Here is a 21601-nt window from a genome sequence, read left to right as displayed (position 1 = left end):
ACGGTAATCAGCTTCTTGTCGCCGCCGATTTCGAACGGCACCTCCTTGACCACGTCGCCCATCAGCAGAAGCGTGATGGGATAGAAGGCGATCAGCGCCAGCACGCCGGCGACCGCGAGGCCTTTGTACAAGGCCGGCATCACGTTGACGTCGCCCGGCCGCGCCTTGACGAACCAGGTGCCGATGATGGAAGCGATGATGGCGAAGCCGCCGATGGCGAGCGGATAGATGAGCGCCGCCGGCGTGGTGGTCTTCACCATGAGCGCGCCAAGCAGCATCGTGGCGATGATGGTGACGGCGTAGGTTTCGAATAGATCCGCCGCCATGCCGGCGCAGTCGCCGACGTTGTCGCCGACGTTGTCGGCGATCACCGCCGGATTGCGCGGGTCGTCCTCGGGAATGCCGGCCTCGACCTTGCCCACCAGGTCGGCGCCGACGTCGGCGCCCTTGGTGAAGATGCCGCCGCCGAGCCGCGCGAAGATCGAGATCAGCGACGAGCCGAAGGCGAAGCCCAGCAGCGGCTTCAGCGCGGGCGCGAGGCCGCTCACCGGCGTCACCTGGCCGTTGGCGGTCAGGAACCAGAAGACGATGCCGACGCCGAGCAGGCCGAGGCCCACCACCAGCATGCCGGTGATCGCGCCGCCCTTGAAAGCCACGTCGAGCGCTTCGCGCATGCCCTTGGTCGCGGCCTGCGCGGTGCGCACGTTGGCCTTGACCGAGACATTCATGCCGATGAAGCCGCAGGCGCCCGAAAGCACCGCGCCGACGACGAAGGCCACCGCGGTCGGCAGATCGATGAACACGCCGATCAGCACGGCGAGGATCACGCCGACGATCGCGATCGTGCGGTACTGGCGCGCGAGATAGGCGGCCGCGCCTTGCTGGATGGCCGCGGCGATCTCCTGCATGCGGGCGTTGCCCGCGTCCTGCTTCAGGATCCAGCTTCGCTGCACGAAGCCGTAGACGACGGCCGCGAGGCCGCAGATCAGCGCAAAGATGAGCGCCACGTTGCTGGACATGCTGAAGGTTCTCCTGCCTCGTCGTGCCGCTGCGGTCGGGGCTCGGCCGCGCGCGGTCCTCGTTGATGAATCACCTGTGGAACACCGTGGCCCGTCTCGTGCGACGAAGGCCTGCATTGCGCGTGCCGGTCGCGGTGCGCGGCGATCCTAAGGGACAAGCCCGACCGCGCCGTGCCGCGGCGTGCTGGTGTTTTCCAGCGGGAGGGCGCGGGTCCGCGGGGCTGGACAGGTCAGCTCCGTGACATGCCGCTGCCTAGAATTCGGGTTTCCACCAGAGAGTCGCGCACCATGAGCCTGCACAACGTGACCCCCGGCGCGAAGGCGCCCGACGAGTTCAACGTGATCATCGAAATCCCAATGAACGCGGACCCGATCAAGTACGAGGTGGACAAGCAAAGCGGGGCGCTCTTCGTCGATCGCTTCATGACGACCGCGATGCACTACCCCTGCAACTACGGCTACGTGCCGCAGACGCTGTCGGACGACGGCGATCCGGTCGACGTGCTGGTCATCACGCCGTTTCCGCTGACGCCCGGCGTCGTCGTCACCTGCCGCGCGATCGGCGTGCTCAAGATGACCGACGAGGCCGGCGGCGACGCCAAGGTGCTCGCGGTGCCGACCACCAAGATCCTCCCCATCTACGACCACTGGAAGAAGCCGGAAGACATCAATCCGATGCGGCTCAAGGCGATCCAGCACTTCTTCGAGCACTACAAGGATCTCGAGGCGGGCAAGTGGGTCAAGGTCGAGGGCTGGGCCGGGCCGGAGGCGGCCGCCAAGGAAGTTCGTGACGGTATTGCCGCCTACGCGGCGCAGCGCCCGAGCTGAATCGCGCCCGCGCCCGGCCGGCGCTCAAGAATCGCCGCGGGGCGATGGGCCCTGCAGCGAGGCGGGGCGACGATGAGCGTGCTGGACTTCCGCGAGGCCGCGACGCCCGCCGACCTGGAGGCCGACCTCTGCATCGTCGGTGCCGGCCCCGCCGGCCTGAGCATCGCGCTCGAGTTCGAAGGCAGCGGCGTTCAGGTCTGCATCCTCGAAAGCGGCGGCCTCGACGCCGATGCCGACGTCGAGTCGCTCAACGAGATCGAGAACGTCGGCCTGCGCCGCGCCGCGCAGGACCTCACCCGCGCGCGCCGCGTCGGCGGCACCTCGGCGCTGTGGAGCGGGCGCTGCGGCGTCTTCGACAGCATCGACTACCAGCCGCGCACGTGGCTGCCGCGCAGCGGCTGGCCAATCAACGCGGCCGACGTCGCGCCTTTCGTCGATCGTGCCGGCGCCTTGCTCGGCCTCGGCCCGGCGCTGTACGGCGAGCACGCCGGCATCGCCTTCGGCCGTGGCCGCGCGCGCGGCGAGCCGGCCTGGGACGCGGATCTGCTGCTGCCGGTCGTGTGGCAATTCAGTCAGCACGGGGCGGCCACCGCCGAGGCGATCCGCGCGTTCGCCGCCGCCGGCCCCGAAGGCGCCGAGCAGCTCGGCGCCTTGCAGCACGCCGGCGCACCCAAGCCGCGCCATCTGGGCGAGGCCGCCTGGCCGGTGCTCAAGGCCAGCCGCAACCTGCGCCTGCTGACGCACGCGAGCGCGACCTGCATCGAGATCGACGCCGGCGGGTCAAAGGCCGAGGCGGTGTCGATCGCGAGCCTGAACGGCCGAAGCGCTCGCGTGCGGGCCCCGCGCATCGTGCTGGCCTGCGGCGGGATCGACAACGCAAGGCTGCTGCTCGCATCCCGCTCGGTCGATCCGCGCGGCGTCGGCAACGCGCACGACCAGGTCGGCCGCTACCTCACCGACCACCCCTATGCCGAGATCGGCGGCTACGACGGCGAAGGCAGCAAGCTGCTGCGGCGTGCGCTCGGCCACCACTGGCTGGAGCGGCGCGGCGCGCGTCATGTCTATTCGCTGGGCGTGCGCATGAGCCCGCTGCTGCAGCGGCGCGAGGAACTGCTGAACTGCGCGGTGCACCTGGTGGAGTTCGGCGACGAGGCGACGCCGCTGGTGCGCGCCGGCCAGGCGCTGCGCGGCCTGCTCAAGGGGCGCATGGACGGCGCGGCGGTGAAGGGCCTCGCGGCCGGCCTCACGCAGCCGATCGGCGTGATGTGCGAACTGCACGATCGCCTGGTGCGCCGACGCCCGCCGCTGCAGAAGCCCTCGCGGGTGGCGATCAACTGTGTCGTCGAGCAGCAGCTCGACCCTGACAGCCGCGTTCTGCTGTCCGAGCGGCTCGACGCACTGGGCCGCCCGCGTGCGCGCGTCGACTGGCGCGCGTCGGACCTCGAGTTCCGCACCGCGACGCGCATGGCCGAGGTGATGCACGCCGAGTTGTCCCGGCTGGGCCTGCGGCTGCCGACGCCGGCGGCCTGGATCGGCGAAGGCGCCGCCGCGCTGCGCGAGCGCATCCATGACATGGCGCACCCGATGTGCGCGACCCGCATGTCCGCCGACCCGGCGCACGGCGTCGTCGACGCGAACGCGCAGGTGCATGGCGTCGAAGGGCTGCACGTGATGGGCAGCTCCGTGTTCGCGACGCCCGGCTACATGAACCCGACCTTGATGATCGTCGCGCTGAGCTTGCGTCTGGCCGATCACTTGAAGGCGCAGTTTGCGCGGCGGCCGCTCCTGCCGGCGACACCCGCGCCGGCCGGGGCCCTGCAGGCAGCCTTGATGCCGCGCCGGCGCCGCACGCGCGTGGCGCTGGTCGGCGCCGGGCATCGGCTGCGCACGCTCTACCTGCCGGTGTTCCGCGCACTGGCCGAGGACTTCGAGCTCGTCGGCGTGCACACCCGGTCGCCCGCGACGCGCGAGGCCTTCGCCGCCGAGGCGGGCATCGAGGCCTTCGCCGATGCGGGTGCGATGGTCGCGCAGGCGAAGCCCGATTTCCTGCTGGTGGCGGTGAGCTCCGGCGGGGTCGACGACACCGCGCGCCGCGTCGTCGAGCTGCGCATGCCGGTGCTGTTCGAGACGCCGTTCGCTTGGAGCGCGCGCAAGGGACGCGCGACGCTGCAGCGCATCCGCGAGCTGCAGCTGACGGCCGGCGTCGCGGAGCAGACGCCGCTGCTGCCGATGGAGCAGTTCAAGCGCCAGCTGATCGACCTGGGGCTGCTCGGCCGCGTCGTCGCGGTGAAGAACGACTTCGCGGTGTTTGACTACCACGGCATCGCCGCCCTGCGCAGCTGCCTCGGCGCGGACCGCGAGCCGGTGCGAGTCAGCGCGGTGCGTTCGCAGCCGCAGGCGGCCGGCGAGTCGTGGCTGCACGGCTGCGTCGAGTACGAGGACGGCGCCTCGCTGGTGCACCACTACAGCGGCGAGTACCACGACGCGCCGTGGCGCGGCCCGCGCAGCCTGCGCGTCTACGGCACGGCCGGCTCGCTGATCGACGGCACGCTGCTGCTGCGCGGTGCCGATGCCGCGGCGTCGTCGGTGCACGAAGTGGTGCGCGAGACGCACGAGGGCCGCTTGCTCGGCCTGGGGGTGGCGACGCCGATCGGCGAGGTGCGCTGGGCCAACCCGTATGCGGCGCATGCCTTCAGCGACGAGCAGATCGCGGTCGCGAGCGTGCTGGCGCGCATGGCGAGCGCGGTGCGCCACGGGGGCGTGCCGGCCTACAGCGCGGCCGATGCGCAGCTCGATGTCGAGCTGATGACCGCGATGCGCTTTTCCTCGATGCGCCACGGCGCGGCGATCGCGCTGCCGCTGCGGCCGGCGATCGACGCGGCGCGGGCCGCACTCGCCTCGCAGCTCGCGCGTCGCGTCGCACGCGCGCGCGGTGCGCTCGTTCGGGCGCGGCCCGCGCGCTGACGCGCACGGCCCGGAGCCCGCCGCCTCCGGTGGCCGGAGCTGGACCCGTACCATCGATCGGGTCCACCGCTTGCTGCCGCCCGCCATGACCGTCCCGAAGCTCTTCGTCGCCGCGCTCTGTGCCGGCGTTCTCGGCGCTGCCTGCGCTGCACCCGTCGCGTCGCCGCCGGCGGCCTTGCCGAAGAACGTGAGCGCGGTCACCGCGGTCGAGGGCATCCTCGAATACCGCCTGGCCAATGGCCTGCGGGTGCTGCTGGTGCGCGACGATTCGAAGCCGACGACCACGGTGAACCTCACCTACCACGTCGGCTCGCGCCACGAGAACTACGGCGAGACCGGCATGGCCCACCTGCTGGAGCACCTGATCTTCAAGGGCACGCCGGCCACGCCCAACGTCTGGGCCGAATTCACCAAGCGCGGACTGCGCGCCAACGGCAGCACCTGGTTCGACCGCACCAACTACTTCGCCAGCTTCGCGGCGAACGAGGAGAACCTGCGCTGGTACCTCGGCTGGCAGGCCGACGCGATGGTCAACAGCTTCATCGCCAAGCGCGACCTCGCGAGCGAGATGACCGTCGTGCGCAACGAGATGGAGATGGGCGAGAACGACCCCGGCCGCATCCTCTACCAGCGCGTGCTCGCGCTGATGTACGACTGGCACAACTACAGCAACGACACGATCGGCGCGCGCGCCGATGTCGAGAACGTCGACATCGCGCGGCTGCAGGCCTTCTACCGCCTGCACTACCAGCCCGACAACGCGACGCTGGTCGTTGCCGGCGCCTTCGAGCCGGCGAAGGTGCTCGGCTGGATCGCGCAGTCCTTCGGCAAGATTCCGAAGCCGAAGCGTGCGCTGCCGAAGCTCTACACGCTGGATGCGGCGCAGGACGGCGAGCGCACGATCACGCTGCGACGCGCCGGCGGCACGCCGCTGGTCTACGCCGGCTACCACACGCCCCCGGCCGCGCACCCGGATCACGCGGCGGTCGAGCTGCTGACGCTGGTGCTCGGCGACGCGCCCTCGGGCCGGCTGCACAAGCGGCTGGTGGAGAAGCAGCTCGCCGCGAGCGTCGGCGCCGAGGCCTTCGGCCTGCGCGATCCGAGCGTCGCGCTCTACATCGCTCAGCTCGCGCCGGAGCAGGAGCCCGCCAAGGCGAGCGCGGCATTGCTCGCGACGCTGGAGTCGATCGCGACCGAGCCGATCACCGCCGAAGAACTGGAGCGCGCCCGTACCAAGTGGCTCAAGAGCTGGGAGCTCGCGTTCACGAATCCCGAGACGGTTGGCGTGTCGCTGTCGGAATCGGTCGCGCAGGGCGATTGGCGGCTGTTCTTCCTGACGCGCGACCGCATCAAGGCGGCGAAGCTGGACGACGTGCAGCGGGTCGCGACCGAGCGGCTGCTCGCCTCGAACCGCACGCTCGCGACCTACGTGCCGACCGACAAGCCGCAGCGCGCGCCCGCGCCGACGAACGTCGACGTGGCCGCGCAGTTCACGGGCTTCGTGCCCCGGCAGGCGGCCGACGCGGTCGCGGCCTTCGATGCTTCGCCGGCCAACATCGACGCGAAGACGCAGCGCGCCAGGCTCGCCAGCGGCATGGAGCTCGCGCTGCTGCCCAAGCCCACGCGCGGCAACGCGGTCAGCGCGGTGCTCAACCTGCAGTTCGGCGACGTGAAGAGCCTCGCGAACCTCGGAGAGGTGCCGGCATTGACGGCCGCGATGCTCGACGAAGGCACCGCGAAGCTGAACCGCCAGCAGATCCGCGACCGGCTCGATCAACTGCAGACGGAAGTGAGCTTCGCGAGCGATGCGGGCCGGCTGAGCGTCGGCATCGCCAGCAAGCGCGAGCACATTGCCGCGGCGATCGCGCTGGTGGGCGAGCTGCTGCGCGAATCGACCTTCCCCGAGGCGGTGCTCGACGAGCAGCGGAACCGCGCGCTTGCGAGCCTCGCGCAGCAGCGCAAGGAGCCGGAGGCGGTGGTGGCCAACGCGATCGAACGCCACGTCGGCGCGCGCTTTCCGCGCGGCGACGTGCGCCACCCGAGCAGCTTCGACGAGACCGAGCAGGATCTGCGCGCCGCCACCGCCGCGCAGCTGCGCGACTTCCATGCGCGCTTCTACGGCGCTTCGAACGCGCAGTTCGGCGCGAGCGGCGATTTCGATCCGGACGCGGTGAAGCAGGCGCTCGACGCGGCTTTCGGCGATTGGCGCAGCAAGCTGCCCTACGAGCGCGTCGCGGTGCCCTTCGATGCGCCCGAGCCCACCCGCATGGTGCTTGCGACGCCCGACAAGCAGAACGCGACGCTCGGCATCGCGCTGCCGCTGCCGCTGAACGACCTGAGCTCCGACTACCCGCTGTTGATGCTCGCGAACCACCTGCTCGGCGGTGGCGGCAACTCGCGGCTGTGGGTGCGCATCCGCGAGAAGGAAGGGCTGTCCTACGGCGTGCAGAGCTACGTCGCGTGGAACTCGGAGGACGAGCGCTCGCCATGGCTTGCGAACGCGATCTTCGCGCCGCAGAACCGGGCGAAGGTCGAGGCCGCGTTCAAGGAAGAGATCGAGCGGGCCTTGCAGGGCGGTTTCACGCCCGCCGAAGTGGCCGAAGGCCAGCGCGGCCTGCTCGCGGCGCGCCGGCTCGGCCGTGCACAGGACGCGCGGCTGGCTGCTTCGCTGGCCAGCAACGAGCGGCTGGATCGCAGCTTCGCGGTCTCGCAGAAGGTCGATGACGCGATCGCGGCGGCGACGCCCGAGCAGGTCAACGCCGCGCTGCGCAAGTACCTGAAGCCGCAGCGGTTCGTCACGGCCGTCGGCGGCGACTTCAGAAGCCCTTAGTGATGCGGTCAGCCGCCGTCCACCGGCACCGGCGACGGCGGCTTGATCTCCTCGAGGCAGATCATCGAGCGCACGTTCGCGACGCCGGGGATCTGCATCAGCCGGTCGGTCAGGAACTGGCTCAGCGACTTGAGGTCGCGCGCGACGACCTTCAGCAGGTAATCGAAATCACCTGAGACCGCGTGGCATTCGAGGATCTGCTCGAAGCCGGCGATCGTCCTTTCAAACTCGCGCACGCGGCCGAACTGCTCGGCGCCGATGTCCACGCTGACGTAGGCCATGACGCCCAGCCCGAGCGCTTCGCGATCGACCTGCGCCGCGTAGCCGCGGATCACGCCGCGCTCCTCGAGCGCCTTCACGCGCCGGAAGCACTGCGGCGCCGAGAGGTGCACCTGCTGCGAAAGCTCGACGTTCGAGGCGCGGCCTTGTTTTTGCAGTGCCGCCACCAAACGGCCGTCTAGCGCATCCAATCGGGCCATGAGTCGGTCTCCGCTGCAAGAAACTTGCGCGATTCTGGTGGGAGGCACAAGCAATGGAAAGCACCTTGCGCACGCTCGTCGCTAGAGTCGAGCGGCTTTCCAGGAGACCTCGATGACGATCGAACCGGGCTTCCCGCTCGCAGCCAGCGCCATCGCGCAAGAGGAGCGCTACGGCGCCGCGAACTACCTTCCGCTGCCGGTGGTGCTGGTGCGCGGCGAGGGCGTGCACCTGTGGGACGAAGACGGCCGGCGCCTGCTCGACATGATGTCGGCGTACTCGGCGGTGAGCTTCGGCCACGGCCATCCAAAGCTGGTCGCAGCGCTGATCGACCAGGCCCGGCGCCTCGCCGTCACGTCGCGGGCCTTCCACACCGACCGCCTCGGCCCGTTTCTCGCGCGGCTGTGCCGGCTGACCGGCATGGACCAGGCGCTGCCGATGAACACCGGCGCCGAAGCGGTGGAGACCGCGTTGAAGGCGGCGCGCAAGTGGGGCCACACGGTCAAGGGCATCGCCGACGGGCAGGCCGAGGTGATCGTCGCCAGGGGTAACTTCGCCGGGCGCACGACGACGATCGTCGGCTTCTCCAGCGAGCCGCAGTACCGGCGCGGCTTCGGGCCCTTCGCGCCGGGCTTCGTCAGCGTCGACTACGGCGACCCGCAGGCGCTGGAAGCGGCGATCACCCCGAACACCTGCGCCTTTCTCGTCGAGCCCGTGCAGGGCGAGGCCGGCATCGTCGTGCCGCCCGCGGGCTACCTGAAGGCGGTGCGCGAGATCTGCACGCGGCGTGGCGTGCTGCTGATCTGCGACGAGGTGCAGACCGGCCTGGGCCGCACCGGCCGCGTGCTCGCCTGCCAGCACGAAGGCGTGCGGCCAGATGGCCTGACGCTCGGAAAGGCGCTCGGCGGCGGCCTGCTGCCGGTGAGTGCCTTTCTCGCCAGCGCCGAAGTGATGGCGGTGTTCCAGCCGGGCGACCACGGCTCGACCTTCGGCGGCAGTCCGCTCGCCGCGGCGGTGGGCGAGGCGGCGCTGCAGGTTCTCGTTGAAGAGAAGCTGCCCGAGCGCGCCGCGGCGATGGGCGAGGCCCTGCTTGGCAAGCTGCGCGCGCTTGCGCGTCCGGCGATCACCGAGGTGCGCGGCAAGGGGCTGCTGATCGGCGTCGAGATCGATCCGGCGTTCGCGTCCGCGCGGCAGGTCTGCGAGGCGCTGCTGCGCGAGGGCGTGCTGAGCAAGGACACGCACGGCACGGTGGTGCGCTTCGCGCCGCCGTTGACGATCGAGCCGCGACACCTCGACGAGGCGGTCGCTGCGCTGGACCGCGCGCTTCGATCCCTGGCCTGAGCGCCTGCGGCCGTACGCCTGGCTGAGCGCCAAGGCAATCAGGGCGCCGGCTTGAACGGGTTGCGCTCGGAGAGCTCGCCGACGTAGGCCTCGATCCCGCTGCCTTCGCTTTCGAGGAAGCGCGCGACGGCGTCGGCAAAGCGCGGCTCGGCCAGCCAGTGGGCGGAAGCGGTGCGCACCGGCAGCAGGCCGCGGGCCATCTTGTGCTCGCCCTGCGCGCCGCCCTCGAAGCGCAGGAAGCGCTGCTCGATGCACCAGGCCAGCGGCTGGTAGTAGCAAGCCTCGAAGTGCAGGCAGTTCACCGGCTCGAGCCCCGGCGCCTGACCCCAGTAGCGGCCCCAGGCGTGGCCGCGCTCGGCGTCGATCGCGATCAGCGAGGCCGCGATACGCTCGCCGCCGCGCCGCGCGACGAACATCACCCAGTGCCCGGCCATCGTCGCGGCCATGCGGTGGAAAAAGTCGCGGGTGAGGTAGGGCGTCGAGTGGTGGGCGCGGTAGGTCGCGGTGTAGCAGCGGTGGAAGAAGTCCCAGGCCGCGTCGTCGATCTGCGCGCCGCGCAGCGTCTCGAAGTCGACGCCGGCTTCGCGGACGTAGCGGCGCTCCTGCTGGATCTTCTTGCGCTTGTCGCGCTGCAGGCTTGCGAGGAAGTCGGCGAAGTCGGCATACGGCGCGTCGATGCCGTCGACGCGGCGCTGTTGCCAGTGGAACTGGACCGCGCTGCGCAGCATCCAGCCGGCCGCCTCGGCGGCGCGCTGGTCGGCCTCGTCGAGGAAGAGCAGATGAGCCGAAGACAAGCCGCGTTCTTCGGCCAGCGCCTGCATCGCGCGCAGCAGCACGACGCGCGCCGCAGCGTCGCGCGCCAGCAGCCGCGAGCCGGGCACCGGCGTGAAGGGCACCGCGCAGAGCAGCTTCGGGTAGTAGTCGCGGCCGGCGTTTTCGTAGGCGTTGGCCCAGGCCCAGTCGAACACGTACTCGCCGTAGGAGTGCGACTTGAGGTAGAGCGCGCAGGCGGCCTGCAGCGCACCGCCATGCTCGATGGTCAGGAAGCACGGCGCCCAGCCGGTCTCCCGCACGGCGCTGCGCGACGCATGCAGCGCATCGAGGTAGGCATGGCGCATGAAGGGCGTCGGCGCGGCGCTTGCCGCCAGCAGCGCGTCCCAGCCGCGGGCATCGATCGTGCCGGGCTCGGTGTGCACCTCGACCGCCCAGGCTTCGCGCGCGTCGGCCGAGGACCGAGCGCTACCATGCCCCGACACCCTTTCAGCCCCCGATCCCATGCCTGATTCCCGAGCAGCCCTCGCGATGGCGGTGCTGCAGTTCAACGCCGTGGTCGGCGATCTTGCCGGCAATGCCGCGCGCATCGCGCAACTCGCGCGCGATGCACATGCGAAGGGCGCGCGTCTGGTGCTCGCGCCGGAGTTGGCGCTGTGCGGTTATCCGCCGGAGGACCTGTTGCTGCGGCCCGCCTTTCTGGAGGCTTGCGAGGCGGCCTTGCGCAGCTGCGCCGAGGCACTGGCCGATCTGGGCGATCTGCAGCTCGTCGTCGGGCATCCGCATGCGCTCCATCTCGGCGGGCATGTTCGCACCAGATCCGTGGCGGTGCCGCGCACGGTGAATGCTGCCTCTGTGCTTCAAGGTGGGCGTGTGACGGCGACCTACGCGAAGCGCGAGCTGCCGAACTACCAGGTGTTCGACGAGCGCCGCTACTTCGTCTCGGGCCGCGAGGCGGGGCTCGGGCCGGTGGTGATCGACGCGGGCGGCGTGCGCGTCGGCTTGCTGGTCTGCGAGGACGCCTGGTTCGACGAGCCCGCGGCCGCCGCGCGCGTCGCTGGCGCCGAGGCGCTGGTGGTGATCAATGCCTCGCCCTTCCATCTGGGCAAGGCCGAGGAGCGCGAGCTGCGCATGGTCGACCGTGCGCGCACGGCCGGGCTGCCGCTGGTCTATGCGCACATGGTCGGCGGGCAGGACGAGATCGTCTTCGACGGCGCGTCGTTCGCGGTCGACGCGCAGGGGCGGGTCTGCGCGCGCGCGTCCAGCTTCGCCGAAGAGACGCTGCACCTGAAGCTGCTGGGAGGCGGCCGCGTCGAAGGCCCGCTCGCGCCGCTGCCGTCGATGGAAGCGCAGGCCTGGGGCGCGCTGGTCTGCGGCGTGCGCGACTACCTCGGCAAGAACGGCTTTCCCGGGGCGATCCTGGGCTTGTCGGGCGGCATCGATTCGGCGCTGGTGCTGGCGATCGCGGTCGATGCGCTCGGCGCCGACAAGGTACGCGCGGTGATGATGCCTTCGCCCTACACGGCCGACATCTCCTGGCTCGACGCGCGCGACATGGCCGCGCGCCTGGGCGTGCAGTACGACGAGATCGGCATCACGCCCACCTTCGAAAGCTTCAAGGCGGCGCTCGCCGGGCAGTTCGCCGGCCTTGCCGAGGACACCACCGAAGAGAACATCCAGGCGCGGATCCGCGGCACGCTGCTGATGGCGCTGTCGAACAAGACCGGCCGCATCGTGCTGACCACCGGCAACAAGAGCGAGATGGCGACCGGCTACTGCACGCTCTACGGCGACATGGCCGGCGGCTTCGCGGTCATCAAGGACGTCGCCAAGACGCTGGTGTTCCGGCTCGCGCGCTGGCGCAACGCGCAGGGCGTCTCGTCGGGCCAGGGGCCGGTCATCCCCGAACGCATCATCACGCGCCCTCCCTCGGCCGAGCTGCGCGCCGACCAGACCGACCAGGACAGCCTGCCGCCCTACGAGGTGCTCGATGCCATCCTCGAGCGCTACATGGAGGACGACCAGGGCGTCGAGACCATCTGCGCGGCCGGCTACCCGCGCGAGGACGTCGAGCGCGTCGTGCGGCTCATCAAGCTCAACGAATACAAGCGCAGGCAGGCGCCGGTGGGCATCCGCATCACGCACCGCTCCTTCGGCAAGGACTGGCGCTACCCGATCACGTCGAAGTTCCGTGCCTGAGCCTGCGACGTGCGTGCTTAAATCTCCGGCACCCACCGTTGCACGGAGCGCCGCATGAAACAGATCACCACCGTCATCAAGCCGTTCAAGTTGGAAGAAGTGCGCGAGGCACTGGCCGAGGTGGGCGTCTCGGGACTCACGGTCACCGAGGTCAAGGGCTTCGGGCGGCAAAAAGGCCACACCGAGCTCTATCGCGGCGCCGAGTACGTCGTCGATTTCCTGCCGAAGGTGAAGGTCGAGGTGGTCGTGAAGGACGACGATGTCGAGCGCTGCATCGAGGCGATCGTCAAGGCGGCCAAGACCGGCAAGATCGGCGACGGCAAGATCTTCGTCAGCGCGGTCGAGCAGGTGATCCGCATCCGCACCGGCGAAGTCGGCGAAGCGGCCGTCTGAGAAGCCTTTCTCAGCGCGCGGCGGCGAGGCGGTCGAGCAGCGCGGCTGCGTCGGTGCCGTGCATCAGCATCGAGGCGGTGGCCTCGCCCAGGAAGTCGCGCTCGACCATGCTGCGCAGCATCGCGAGCAGCGGCTCGTAGTAGCCGTCCACGTCGAGCAGCCCGATCGGCTTGGCATGCAGGCCGAGCTGGCGCCAGGTCCAGATCTCGAACAGCTCGTCCATCGTGCCGATGCCGCCGGGTAGGGCGACGAAGGCGTCCGACAGCTCGGCCATCCGCTGCTTGCGCAGGTGCATCGAATCGACCAGCTCCAGCCGGGTAAGCCCCAGGTGGCCCACTTCCCGCGCAGCAAGCGCGTGCGGCAGCACGCCGACGACTTCGGCGCCGGCGCTCAGCGCGGCATCGGCCGCCTCGCCCATCAGGCCGACCCGGCCGCCGCCATAGACCATCGCCCAGCCGCGCTCGCCGATCAGCCGTCCGATGCTGCGCGCCGCCTCGGCGAACGCCTCGCGCTTGCCGTGCCGCGAGCCGCAGTAGACGCACACGGTGAACGGCCGTCGCTTCATAAGCCGAGCCGCTGCCACAGCGCCGCGCTCCAGATCGCGCCGCAGGTCAGAAGCGACAGCAGCACCGCGGCGCTGGCCAGATCTTTCGCGCGCTTGGAGAGGTCGTGCAGCTCGTAGCTGACCCGGTCGATCGCCGCCTCGATGCCGGAGTTGAGCAGCTCGACGATCAGCACCATCAGCACCGAGCCGGCGAGCAGCGCCACCTCGACCCAGCTGCGGCCGACGAAGAAAGCCGCCGGCAACAACAGCGCGGCGGCCCAGGTCTCCTGGCGGAAGGCGCTTTCGCCGCGGTAGGCGATCTGCAGCCCGTCGAGCGAATAGCTGGCCGCGCGCACCATGCGGTCGAGGCCGGTGCGGCCCTTGTAAGGGTTGGTCATGGCGGCCGATGGTAAGAGCCGGGTGCGACACCGCCGGCCTGCGAGCCGTCGCTAAGCCGCGGTTTCGGCCCGCGTGTCGACGAGGCGCGTGCCGCAGGCGAGGTCGTGCCAGAACTGGCCCGAGGGATGCAGCCGCGACGACGCGGCGTAGACGGCAAGCCAGACCACGCCGGCGACCATCGAAGCCCGCCAGCCCGCCGCGCCGATCCAGGCGGCGAGCAGCAGCGGCGGCAGCACCCAGGCCCACGCCACGATAAAGCGCGCGGTCGCACGGCCGAGACCGACGCGACCGCCGCCGGCGGCGTCGAGACGGATCTGCCAGGTCTGCATCGGCAACGTCTGGCCGGTCTTGAGCCAGTAGCCGATGAAGTACACCGCCGGCACGAGCACGAAGGCGAAGACGCCCAACCCCTGCCGGCCACCAAGCGCGTGCCGCTGGCCCGTGGACACGCCGTAGATCAGCGCCGCGAGGAACACCACGCCGAACAGCAGCACGCCTTCGTAGATCAGGCAGGCCATTCGCCGCTTGAGCGGCGGCGTGCGAATCGCTAGGGCGCCGGCCGCCTCTGCGGGGCGGCGCTCGGGGGTCGTCACTTCAGCGCTTCGGTCGCGACTCGACCGCTGCGCCCTGGGCACCGGCCTGCGGCAGCAAGGTGTTCCGGTCGACGAATTCCGGCGTCGCCGCAACCTTCGGTTGCCCGGGCGGCTGATGCACCGGCGGCGAAGGGCGCACGCCGAGCGGGGTGGTCGTCGCGCCCGGCTTGGCCTGCGCGAGGCCGGGCGTCACCGTTTTGGGCCGGCGAATTTCGGGGGGCGGGCTCGGCACGGTGTTGACCTTCGGGCCACCCGCCACCGCCTGGGGCCGCGACGAGGACTTCAGGCTCATCGGCTTCGCCTTGGCTTGTGCGGCAAGTTCCTTGCGCTGCTCGTCGCTCAGCGATCGATAGGCCTCCCAGCGCTGCTGGCGCTCTTCGGCGCTGAGCTGCCGCGCCGTCTGGAAATTGGCGCGCGCCTCGTTGCGTTCCTTCGGACTCAGGCGCACCCACTCGGTCATGCGCTCCTGGGTGCGCCGCCGCTCTTCGGGCGACATGCCGTCAAAGCGCGAGGCGACCTCGATCCACTTCTGCTTGCGCGGTGCATCGATGCGCGGCCAGTCCTGCTCGAGCGGCTTCAGCGCCGACTTCTGCGCCGCGGTCAAGCTGCCCCACGCGGGGCCCGACTGCGCCACCACCGGCGGCGCGATCGACACCAGGGCGCAGAGCGCCGCCGCCGCCATCCAGCGGCGGCCGGCCGAGGCCCGCAAGCGCGCCGGCAGAGACGACAAGACCACGGGCAGGGGCATCTCGAACGGCGCTCTCAGCGCTCGGGCCGGCTCAAAAACTCGGCGAAGCCGTCGTCCGCGTAGGCGGCCGGCGGGAGATCGTCGGACAACAGGGCGGCGTCGATGTCGGCGACTGCGTGGGCCTGATCGTCCGCCTGCTGCAGCTGCACGAGGAACAGGCCGGCGACCACCGCGATCGCCGGCAGCAGGGCCGCGAAACGCCAGCCCCAACCCGGGCCGCCGCGCAGCACCGCCTGGGTGCCGCCCGCGGTGCCGACTTCAACCCTTAACCTCGACTTCGCGGCCCAGCGCGCCTTCTCGAGCGCCCCTTCGCGCGAGACGCGCAAGCGCTCGGCGATGTCGTGCGGCACGTCGTTCGAGCCCTGCGACAGCACCGCGGTCATGCGGCGCGCGAAGCGGCTTTCGACGGTCGTGGCGTCCCAGACGGTGGTGGCGGACGAGGGGGTGGTGGTCATGGCAAGCAAACTCCGCGAGCTTTCAGGGCCTGCGCCAAGGCGTGCACCGCGCGCGAGCAGTGCGTCTTGACGCTTCCCTCCGAGCAGCCCATGGCTTCGGCGGTCTCGGCAACATCGAACTCTTCCCAGTAACGAAGCAAAAACGCCTCCCGTTGACGACCCGGAAGACGCGCCACCTCGGCCTCGATGACTTGCAGGATTTGGGCCCGCGAGACGGTGTCAGCCGCGCTGTCGGCGCTGGGAGCGCCGGCCATGGCGTCGAGTGTCTCCAGAAGGTCGAAGTCGGGGTCTTCGGCGGCCGCCTCGAAGTCGGAAAAATTCCGCACGACCGCATTGCGCACTTTCTGGCGCCGGAACCAGTCCATCGTCGCGTTCGAAAGAATCCGCTGGAACACCAGCGGCAGTTCCGCAGGCGGGCGATCGCCGTACTTCTCAGCGAGCCGGATCATCGAGTCCTGGACGATGTCCAGCGCCGCTTCATCGTCCCGCACGGCATAGACGGCGCGCTTGAATGCGCGCTTCTCGACGCTCTTGAGGAAATCGTGGAGTTCTTCGGGGGAAGCCAAGGCGCTCGGCCGCAGGACCGGCGGCTTGAAAAGGCGCGCGATTATGTCATCGCACCTTGGCGCAGCAGCCGGCGCCGACGCCGGCGCAACGCCCGGTGACATAATCCCCGCCCCGATCAAGCGATACCGGTCTTTCAGCGCCGTTCGACCCGGACGGTCTTGGCAGTACCCCGGCTCCACATCGGCCTCACAAGGGCACGAAGAGGGGCACCGAAGGTTTTTCGTTAGAGATCAACCAAGAGGTTTTCCATGGACATGTCTGCCGCGGACATCAAGCGGGCCGCCACGGCCCAGCCGCATCTCTCCCCAACCGCCGAGCCGAACGGCTCCGAAATCCTCGTGCGCTGCTTGCAGGCCGAGGGCGTGAAGTACCTCTGGGGCTACCCAGGCGGCGCGGTGCTCTACATCTACGACGCGCTCTACAAGCAGGACTCGATCGAGCACGTGCTGGTGCGCCATGAGCAGGCCGCGATCCACGCCGCCGACGGCTATGCGCGCGCCACGGGCGACGTCGGCGTCGCGCTGGTCACGTCGGGACCAGGCGTGACCAATGCGGTGACGGGCATCGCGACCGCGTACATGGACTCGATCCCGATGGTGATCATCACCGGACAGGTTCCGACGCCGGCGATCGGCCTTGACGCCTTCCAGGAATGCGACACCGTCGGCATCACCCGGCCGATCGTCAAGCACAACTTCCTCGTCAAGGACGTGCGCGAGCTCGCGACGACGATGAAGAAGGCCTTCCACATCGCGCGCACCGGCCGGCCCGGCCCGGTGGTGGTCGACGTGCCGAAGGACGTGTCGCTGAAGACCGCGGCTTTCCACTACCCGGCGCACGTCGAAATGCGCTCGTACAACCCCGCGAAGAAGGGCCACAGCGGCCAGATCCGCAAGGCCGTCTCGCTGTTGCTGGCCGCGAAGCGCCCGTACATCTACACCGGCGGCGGCGTGATCCTCGGTGAGGCGCATGCCGAGCTCCGGCAACTGGTCGATCTGCTCGGCTACCCCTGCACCAACACGCTGATGGGCCTCGGCGCCTTCCCGGCGACCGACCCGCGCTTCCTCGGCATGCTCGGCATGCACGGCACCTACGAAGCGAACATGACCATGCAGCACTGCGACGTGCTGCTGGCCGTCGGCGCGCGCTTCGACGACCGCGTGATCGGCAATCCGAAGCACTTCGCGAGCGTCGAACGCAAGATCGTCCACATCGACATCGACCCGTCGAGCATCTCCAAGCGCGTGAAGGTTGACATACCGATCGTCGGCGACGTGAAGGACGTGCTGCAGGAGCTGATCGCTCAGATCAAGGATGCGCAGGCACGCCCGGACGGTGCAGTGCTGTCGGCCTGGTGGAAACAGATTGCCGAATGGCGCGGCCGCGAGTGCCTCAAGTACAAGAATTCGGCCGAGGTGATCAAACCGCAGTACGTGGTCGAGAAGCTGTGGGAGCTGACGCGCGAGCGCGATGCCTACATCACCTCCGACGTCGGCCAGCACCAGATGTGGGCGGCCCAGTACTACCGCTTCGACGAGCCGCGGCGCTGGATCAATTCCGGCGGTCTTGGCACGATGGGTGTCGGCCTGCCGTACGCGATGGGCATCAAGCTCGCGAAGCCCGACGCCGACGTGTTCTGCGTGACCGGCGAGGGTTCGATCCAGATGTGCATCCAGGAGCTCTCGACCTGCCTGCAATACAAGACGCCGGTGAAGGTGATCTCGCTCAACAACCGCTACCTCGGCATGGTGCGGCAATGGCAGGAACTCGATTACGGCGGCCGCTATTCGCACAGCTACATGGATGCGCTGCCCGACTTCGTCAAGCTGGCCGAGGCTTACGGCCATGTCGGCTTGAAGATCGAGAAGCCGTCCGAGGTCGAGCCTGCCCTGAAGGAGGCGATCCGGCTCAAGGACCGCACCGTCTTCCTCGACGTGCGCACTGACCCGACGGAAAACGTCTGGCCGATGGTGCAGGCCGGGAAGGGCATCTCCGAGATGCTGCTGGGCTCCGAGGACCTCTGAGCCTTTTGCCGGGGGCGGCGCGAGGGCGAAGGGCTTGCCGGCCTTTCGTCAGGAGCGCCGTCTTCGGTGAAGAGCAGGTCCGAAGGGCGTTTTTTCCACATCGAAGCGCGTGGCCAAGGGCCGTCGGTTACCGCCGCCGGCCTGAAGAGCGCGAAGGACGATCACACATGAAGCACATCATTGCGCTGTTGCTCGAGAACGAGCCGGGGGCACTGTCGCGTGTCGTCGCGCTGTTTTCGGCGCGCGGCTACAACATCGAGAGCTTGACCGTCGCGACGACCGAGGACGCGTCGTTGTCGCGCATGACCATCAAGACCACCGGCAGTGACGACGTGATCGAGCAGATCACCAAGCACTTGAACCGGCTGATCGAGGTCGTCAAGGTCGTCGATCTCACCGAAGGGCAGTACACCGAGCGCGAGCTGATGCTCATCAAGGTGCGCGCCGTCGGCAAGGAACGCGACGAGATGAAGCGCATGGCCGACATCTTCCGCGGCCGCATCATCGACGTGACGGAGAAGACCTACACGATCGAACTCACCGGCGACCAGAGCAAGCTCGATGCCTTCATCGACGCGGTCGACCGCACCGCGATCCTCGAGACGGTGCGCACCGGCACCAGCGGCATCGGCCGCGGCGAGCGCGTGTTGCGCGTTTGAGGCGCGTCTGAATACCCAACGAATTTCGACAGGAGAGCACCATGAAGGTCTACTACGACAAGGACGCCGATCTGAGCCTCATCAAGGGCAAGAGCGTCGCGATCATCGGCTACGGCTCGCAGGGCCATGCGCACGCGCAGAACCTGAACGAGAGCGGGGTGAAGGTCACCGTCGGCCTGCGCCGCGGCGGCGCGAGCTGGGGCAAGGTCGAGAAGGCGGGCTTGAAGGTCGCCGAAGTCGCCGAGGCGGTGAAGAGCGCCGACGTCGTGATGATCCTGTTGCCCGACGAGCAGATCGCCGCCGTCTACAAGAACGACGTCGAGCCGCACATCAAGCAGGGCGCCTCGCTCGCCTTCGCCCACGGCTTCAATGTTCATTACGGCCAGGTCGTGCCGCGTGACGATCTCGACGTGTGGATGGTTGCGCCGAAGGCCCCGGGTCATACGGTGCGCAGCACCTACACGCAAGGCGGCGGCGTGCCGCACTTGATTGCCGTGCATGCCGACAAGACCGGCAAGGCTCGCGACCTTGCGCTCAGCTACGCCGCGGCCAACGGCGGGGGCAAGGCCGGCATCATCGAGACCAACTTCCGCGAAGAGACGGAGACCGATCTGTTCGGCGAGCAGGCGGTGTTGTGCGGCGGCACGGTCGAGCTGATCAAGGCCGGCTTCGAGACGCTGGTCGAGGCCGGCTACGCGCCCGAGATGGCCTACTTCGAGTGCCTGCACGAGCTCAAGCTGATCGTCGACCTGATCTATGAGGGCGGCATCGCGAACATGAACTACTCGATCTCCAACAACGCCGAGTACGGCGAGTACGTGACCGGGCCGAAGATCGTCACTGACGACACCAAGCGCGCGATGAAGCAGGCACTGCGCGACATTCAGACTGGCGAGTACGCGAAGAGCTTCATCGTCGAGAACCGCGCTGGCGCGCCCACGCTGCAATCGCGCCGCCGACTGACCGCCGAGCACGACATCGAAGTCGTCGGCGAGAAGCTGCGCGCGATGATGCCTTGGATCAAGGCGAACAAGCTGGTGGACCGCTCGCGCAACTGAACTCGATTGCACAGGCGAGGGCCGCGTAGCCGCGAGGCGCGCGGCCCTTTCTGCATTGCTGCGGCATACAGTTTGCCGAAGCCGCTGCGTTATCCTCGATTGCATGAATTACCCGCATCCGATCCTCGCGAAAGAAGGCTGGCCCTTCATCGCCGTCGCGTTCTTCGTCGCGGTGTTCGCGTCGTTCTTTCTCGGGCCGGTGATCGCGTTCGTCTGCTGGCTCCTGCTGGCTTTCGTGGTGCAGTTCTTCCGCGATCCGCCGCGTTCCGTGCCGAGCGAGGCGAACGCCGTGCTGTCGCCCGCCGACGGCCGCATCGTGAAGATCGAGAAGGTGCGTGATCCGTATGCCGAGCGCGACGCGCTCCTGATCAGCGTGTTCATGAACGTCTTCAACGTGCACAGCAATCGCGCCAGCGTCGACGGCACGGTCAAGAGCGTGCAGTACTTTCCCGGTGCCTTCGTCAACGCCGATCTCGACAAGGCCTCGACCTCGAACGAGCGCAATGCCGTCGTGATCGATGCACACGGCAAGACGGTGACGCTCGTGCAGGTGGCCGGGCTGATCGCGCGACGCATCCTCTGCTACACGAAGCCCGGCGATGTGCTGACCCGCGGCGACCGCTACGGCTTCATCCGCTTCGGCTCGCGCGTTGATGTCTATCTGCCGACCGATGCGGTGGCGCGCGTCGCGCCTGGCGACACCGTGGCCGCGACATCCACGATCCTCGCCACGCTGCCGTGAACGCCGCGGAACCTTCGCCCGCAGCGATGCACGACGGCAGCAGCGCCGAGCGGCCGGAGCCGCCGGACGATCTCGACGACGCGCCGCGCCGCCCGCGCCGCAAGGGCATCTACATCCTGCCCAACCTGTTCACGCTTGCGGCGCTGTTCGGCGGCTTCTACGCGATCGTGATGGCGATGAACGATCGCTTCGAGCAGGCCGCGATCGGCGTCTTCTGCGCGATGGTGCTCGACAGCCTCGACGGCCGCGTCGCTCGCATGACCAACACGCAAAGCGCGTTCGGCGAGCAGATGGACAGCCTGTCGGACATGGTGAGCTTCGGCGCGGCGCCGGCGCTGATCGTTTACGAATGGGCGTTGCGCGGCTTGGGCAAGATCGGTTGGGTCGCGGCGTTCGTGTACTGCGCGGGGGCGGCCCTGCGGCTCGCGCGGTTCAACGTCAACACGGCGGTGGTCGACAAGCGCTTTTTTCAGGGCTTGCCGAGCCCCGCCGCGGCCGCGCTGGTGGTCGGGTTCATCTGGCTGATGGACGATGCCGGCTACCGCGGCGCGAACAGCATCGTCTGGCTGTCGTGGGTCGCCTTCGCTTTCACGCTCTACGCGGGACTGACGATGGTCACCAACGTGCCGTTCTACAGCTTCAAGGACGTGAGTTTCAAGCGCACGGTGCCCTTCATCGTGATCGTCGCGATCGCGCTTTCCATCGCGGTGATCAACCTGCACCCGCCGCTGGTGCTGTTCAGCTTGTTTGTCTGCTACGGCTTTTCGGGCTACGCGGTCTATGCATGGAAGAAGACCAAGGGCAAGCCGGTGAGTGTGATCGCGACCTCGACCGACGAGCCGGACGAAGAAGGTTTGCACCGCTGATAGAGAAAACCGAGGCTTGCTCGGCATGCCTCGGTGCTACATTGGTCGCTCGATGAAGAACTTCCGGCTCGAACTGCTGCGACTTCTAGGAGTGCTCTGCGCGCGTTGAGCCCTGCACGTTCGA

Annotated in this window: 20 protein-coding genes; 11 read left to right on the top strand and 9 right to left on the bottom strand. The window is 69.1% G+C overall.

Annotated features, from left to right (window positions below):
• Positions 1–1019 (bottom strand): sodium/proton-translocating pyrophosphatase (locus VFR90_RS14540; RefSeq protein WP_326406857.1); only part of this gene is annotated, 1019 nt, incomplete at its 3' end.
• A gap of 288 nt (positions 1020–1307) precedes the next feature.
• Here VFR90_RS14540 and ppa point away from each other — a divergent pair.
• From ppa to VFR90_RS14525, 3 genes are all read left to right on the top strand, one after another.
• The gene (ppa, locus tag VFR90_RS14535) at positions 1308–1847 is read left to right on the top strand and encodes an inorganic diphosphatase (protein WP_326406856.1); all 540 of its coding nucleotides are present in this window, start codon (positions 1308–1310) and stop codon (positions 1845–1847) included.
• A gap of 72 nt (positions 1848–1919) precedes the next feature.
• Complete coding sequence (locus VFR90_RS14530) at positions 1920–4811, top strand: GMC oxidoreductase (RefSeq protein ID WP_326406855.1); 2892 nt, start codon at positions 1920–1922, stop codon at positions 4809–4811.
• 85 nt (positions 4812–4896) lie between these two features.
• Entirely contained in the window at positions 4897–7641 is a 2745-nt protein-coding gene (locus tag VFR90_RS14525) for a M16 family metallopeptidase (RefSeq protein WP_326406854.1), read from the top strand.
• Between the two features lie 8 nt (positions 7642–7649).
• Here VFR90_RS14525 and VFR90_RS14520 read toward each other — a convergent pair whose 3' ends face one another.
• Positions 7650–8120, bottom strand: a complete 471-nt coding sequence (locus VFR90_RS14520; protein WP_326406853.1) for an Lrp/AsnC family transcriptional regulator — start codon at positions 8118–8120, stop codon at positions 7650–7652.
• 112 nt (positions 8121–8232) lie between these two features.
• Here VFR90_RS14520 and rocD point away from each other — a divergent pair, with 112 nt between their 5' ends.
• The gene (rocD, locus tag VFR90_RS14515) at positions 8233–9459 is read left to right on the top strand and encodes an ornithine--oxo-acid transaminase (RefSeq protein ID WP_326406852.1); all 1227 of its coding nucleotides are present in this window, start codon (positions 8233–8235) and stop codon (positions 9457–9459) included.
• 38 nt (positions 9460–9497) lie between these two features.
• Here the strand turns inward: rocD and VFR90_RS14510 are convergent, their stop codons facing one another.
• Positions 9498–10655, bottom strand: coding sequence for a GNAT family N-acetyltransferase (locus tag VFR90_RS14510; protein ID WP_326406851.1), 1158 nt, complete (start codon positions 10653–10655; stop codon positions 9498–9500).
• A gap of 79 nt (positions 10656–10734) precedes the next feature.
• Between VFR90_RS14510 and VFR90_RS14505 the strand changes: the two genes are divergently transcribed.
• Together VFR90_RS14505 and VFR90_RS14500 are read left to right on the top strand one after the other, a co-directional pair.
• On the top strand, positions 10735–12429 hold the full coding sequence (locus VFR90_RS14505) for an NAD+ synthase (protein ID WP_326406850.1): 1695 nt from the start codon (positions 10735–10737) through the stop codon (positions 12427–12429).
• Between the two features lie 54 nt (positions 12430–12483).
• Positions 12484–12822 carry a P-II family nitrogen regulator gene (locus VFR90_RS14500; RefSeq protein ID WP_326406849.1) on the top strand — a complete coding sequence of 113 codons (339 nt, stop codon included), beginning with the start codon at positions 12484–12486 and terminating at the stop codon, positions 12820–12822.
• A gap of 10 nt (positions 12823–12832) precedes the next feature.
• Here the strand turns inward: VFR90_RS14500 and VFR90_RS14495 are convergent, their stop codons facing one another.
• Genes VFR90_RS14495 through VFR90_RS14470 form a run of 6 tightly spaced genes read right to left on the bottom strand, consistent with a single transcriptional unit; the run spans position 12833 to position 16127 of the window.
• Positions 12833–13387 carry an LOG family protein gene (locus VFR90_RS14495; RefSeq protein ID WP_326406848.1) on the bottom strand — a complete coding sequence of 185 codons (555 nt, stop codon included), beginning with the start codon at positions 13385–13387 and terminating at the stop codon, positions 12833–12835.
• Positions 13384–13764 (bottom strand): diacylglycerol kinase, encoded by a 381-nt coding sequence (locus tag VFR90_RS14490; protein ID WP_326406847.1) that lies wholly within the window; start codon positions 13762–13764, stop codon positions 13384–13386. The genes VFR90_RS14495 and VFR90_RS14490 overlap by 4 nt, the downstream gene beginning before the upstream one ends.
• A gap of 51 nt (positions 13765–13815) precedes the next feature.
• Entirely contained in the window at positions 13816–14358 is a 543-nt protein-coding gene (locus VFR90_RS14485; RefSeq protein ID WP_326406846.1) for an RDD family protein, read from the bottom strand.
• A 1-nt stretch (position 14359) separates the two neighbouring features.
• Positions 14360–15106, bottom strand: a complete 747-nt coding sequence (locus tag VFR90_RS14480) for a DUF3106 domain-containing protein (protein WP_326406845.1) — start codon at positions 15104–15106, stop codon at positions 14360–14362.
• A 14-nt stretch (positions 15107–15120) separates the two neighbouring features.
• Positions 15121–15561 carry a DUF3619 family protein gene (locus tag VFR90_RS14475; protein ID WP_326406844.1) on the bottom strand — a complete coding sequence of 147 codons (441 nt, stop codon included), beginning with the start codon at positions 15559–15561 and terminating at the stop codon, positions 15121–15123.
• Positions 15558–16127, bottom strand: a complete 570-nt coding sequence (locus tag VFR90_RS14470; protein WP_326406843.1) for an RNA polymerase sigma factor — start codon at positions 16125–16127, stop codon at positions 15558–15560. Before VFR90_RS14470 ends, VFR90_RS14475 begins: the two co-directional genes overlap by 4 nt.
• Before the next feature lie 249 nt (positions 16128–16376).
• On the opposite strand from VFR90_RS14470, the gene VFR90_RS14465 reads away from it, so the two are divergent.
• The 5 genes from VFR90_RS14465 to pssA all read left to right on the top strand — a co-directional run bounded on the left by VFR90_RS14465 (position 16377) and on the right by pssA (position 21477).
• The gene (locus VFR90_RS14465) at positions 16377–18152 is read left to right on the top strand and encodes an acetolactate synthase 3 catalytic subunit (RefSeq protein WP_326406842.1); all 1776 of its coding nucleotides are present in this window, start codon (positions 16377–16379) and stop codon (positions 18150–18152) included.
• Between the two features lie 167 nt (positions 18153–18319).
• Entirely contained in the window at positions 18320–18811 is a 492-nt protein-coding gene (gene ilvN / locus VFR90_RS14460) for an acetolactate synthase small subunit (protein WP_326406841.1), read from the top strand.
• A gap of 41 nt (positions 18812–18852) precedes the next feature.
• A complete protein-coding gene (ilvC, locus tag VFR90_RS14455) occupies positions 18853–19869 on the top strand; it encodes a ketol-acid reductoisomerase (protein WP_326406840.1) in 1017 nt (338 codons plus the stop codon).
• A 103-nt stretch (positions 19870–19972) separates the two neighbouring features.
• Positions 19973–20611: a phosphatidylserine decarboxylase gene (locus VFR90_RS14450; protein WP_326406839.1), complete on the top strand. Its 639-nt coding sequence runs from the start codon at positions 19973–19975 to the stop codon at positions 20609–20611.
• A gap of 26 nt (positions 20612–20637) precedes the next feature.
• A complete protein-coding gene (gene pssA, locus VFR90_RS14445) occupies positions 20638–21477 on the top strand; it encodes a CDP-diacylglycerol--serine O-phosphatidyltransferase (RefSeq protein WP_326406838.1) in 840 nt (279 codons plus the stop codon).
• Positions 21478–21601: the final 124 nt, after the last annotated feature.

Origin of the sequence: Methylibium sp. (assembly GCF_035762065.1) — a bacterium.
Lineage (GTDB): Bacteria > Pseudomonadota > Gammaproteobacteria > Burkholderiales > Burkholderiaceae_C > Methylibium.
This window is presented reverse-complemented; position numbering and strand designations above follow the sequence as displayed.